The 1,905-nt window shown below is 60.9% G+C and carries 2 protein-coding genes; both read left to right on the top strand.

The window, feature by feature from the left end:
• Nucleotides 1-100: 100 nt before the first annotated feature.
• Nucleotides 101-610 (top strand): hypothetical protein, encoded by a 510-nt coding sequence (locus BDE01S_RS10275; protein ID WP_066081209.1) that lies wholly within the window; start codon nucleotides 101-103, stop codon nucleotides 608-610.
• Entirely contained in the window at nucleotides 600-1,817 is a 1,218-nt protein-coding gene (locus BDE01S_RS10270) for a beta-ketoacyl-ACP synthase (protein WP_066081207.1), read from the top strand. The genes BDE01S_RS10275 and BDE01S_RS10270 overlap by 11 nt, the downstream gene beginning before the upstream one ends.
• The last annotated feature ends 88 nt before the right edge of the window (nucleotides 1,818-1,905 follow it).

Here is a 1,905-nt window from a genome sequence, read left to right as displayed (position 1 = left end):
GGGCGAGCCAATGCCGTAGCAGGATTGAAGTTCGACGACTATGGAAGCAGGCGGTTATGTGCCGCTGCCGTTTGATGATTGACATAAAGGAAGAACGCCCATGCGGATATGGATTTTGTTGGCCGCGCTGTTTTTAGCGGCCTGTAGCGTCACCACGCTGCCCGAGCCGCAGCAGATTAGCGCGCTGGCTGACGGCGGCCGTTGGTTTAAATTGGAAAAAAACACCGCCGACGGCAGTACCCAAACCAGCCTGCTGGCTGTCGCGCCGGTAGCGGGCGGCCTGCGTTTCGTGCAAACCGATGCGCTCGGCGCACCTTTATCGCGCCAGATTGTCAGCGGCAAAGGCTGGCGCAACGACGGCTTTGTGCCGCCGAATGCCGAATCCCGCCGCCTGTTTGCCGCCATTCTGCCCTTGCTGGCGGCAGACGGCGATACCGCGCTGTACCCCGATGTCGATAAAGTACCATCGGCACAAGGCGCGCTGTTCCGCTACCGCGGGCAGGAAGTCTGGCAGATTGCCGCCCGCGGCCAAGATTTTGAAATTACCTTCCCCGACCGTAGCCGCTGGCTGGTGCAGCCGCTTGAAAACGACGCCAATCATGAACAATAACGCCGCAACCGTACCCGTTTACCTCAGCCGCCCGGCCGTAACCAGCGCCTTGGGCAGCGGCATCCACACCCATACCGCCGCCTTGCTGAACCCGCCCGCGCAACCGCCCCTGACGTTTTCCGAACAATGGGTCAGCGGCAAAAAATATGCCTTCGGCGCCGTTAACGAGCCGCTGCGCCCGTTTGCCGAAGATTTGCCCGAATACCATCAAAGCCGCAACAACCGGCTGCTGTGGCACGCCTTAGAACAAATCGAGCCGCAAATCGCCGCCGCCAAGCAGCGTTACGGCGCAGGCAGAATCGGTGTCGTGATTGGCACATCTACCAGCGGCGTGGACGAAAATATCCCCATGTTCCGCCGCGCCGCAGCAGGCGGGGAGTGGGCAGATTTACCGTTTAAGCAAACCCAGCAGCTGATGGCAGCCCCCGCCGATTTCGTCGCCGAAACATACGGCCTGGGCGGCGTACGCTATGTCGTCTCCACCGCCTGTACCTCCGGCGCCCGCGCCCTAATCAGCGCAGCGCGGCTGCTGCGCTCAGGCATCTGCGACGCCGTCATCTGCGGCGGCGCAGACACCCTGTCGCCGCTGACCATCAACGGTTTCGCCTCTTTGGAAGTCCTTTCAGACGGCATCGCCAACCCGTTTTCCGCCAACCGTAACGGCATCAATATCGGCGAAGCCGCCGCCGCATTCATCATGACCCGGGACGCAGATTTCGACAGCCACATCCGCCTGCTCGGCTACGGCGCCAGCAGCGACGCCTACCACATGTCCACACCGCGCCCCGACGGATTAGGCGCCGCCGCCGCTTTTCAGACGGCCTTAACCCACGCCGGCCTGCAGCCGCAAGACATCGGCTGGATTAACCTGCACGGCACAGGCACGCACCACAACGACAGCATGGAAAGCACCGCCGTCGCCCAAGTATTCGGCCATCATACCTTCTGTACCTCCACCAAACCCAGCACCGGCCACACCCTCGGCGCCGCAGGCGCATTAGAAGCCGCACTGGCTTGGGGCATGGTCGACCACACCGGCAACCCCGAAGGCCGCCTGCCGCCGCAGCAATGGGACGGCTGCCCCGACCAATCCCTACCTGCCATCGCTCTGACCGACCGCAACAGCACATGGCTGTCTGAAAAGCGCATCGCCGCCAGCTCATCATTTGCATTTGGCGGGAGTAATGCCGTGTTGGTGATTGGGTAAGTTGAATGTTTGGTAAAAAAGCCGTCTGAAAAATTTAAGTTTTTCAGACGGCTTTTTTATCTTCACTTCACCCTATATAGTCGGAGAA

The organism is Bergeriella denitrificans NBRC 102155, assembly GCF_001592185.1.
In the GTDB taxonomy this organism is placed as follows: domain Bacteria; phylum Pseudomonadota; class Gammaproteobacteria; order Burkholderiales; family Neisseriaceae; genus Neisseria; species Neisseria denitrificans.
This window is presented reverse-complemented; position numbering and strand designations above follow the sequence as displayed.

Bases quoted from the DNA above. Each gene is read 5' to 3' on its own strand.
- BDE01S_RS10275 (WP_066081209.1), top strand. From the start codon at position 101: ATGCGGATATGGATTTTGTTGGCCGCGCTGTTTTTAGCGGCCTGTAGC.
- BDE01S_RS10270 (WP_066081207.1), top strand. From the start codon at position 600: ATGAACAATAACGCCGCAACCGTACCCGTTTACCTCAGCCGCCCGGCC.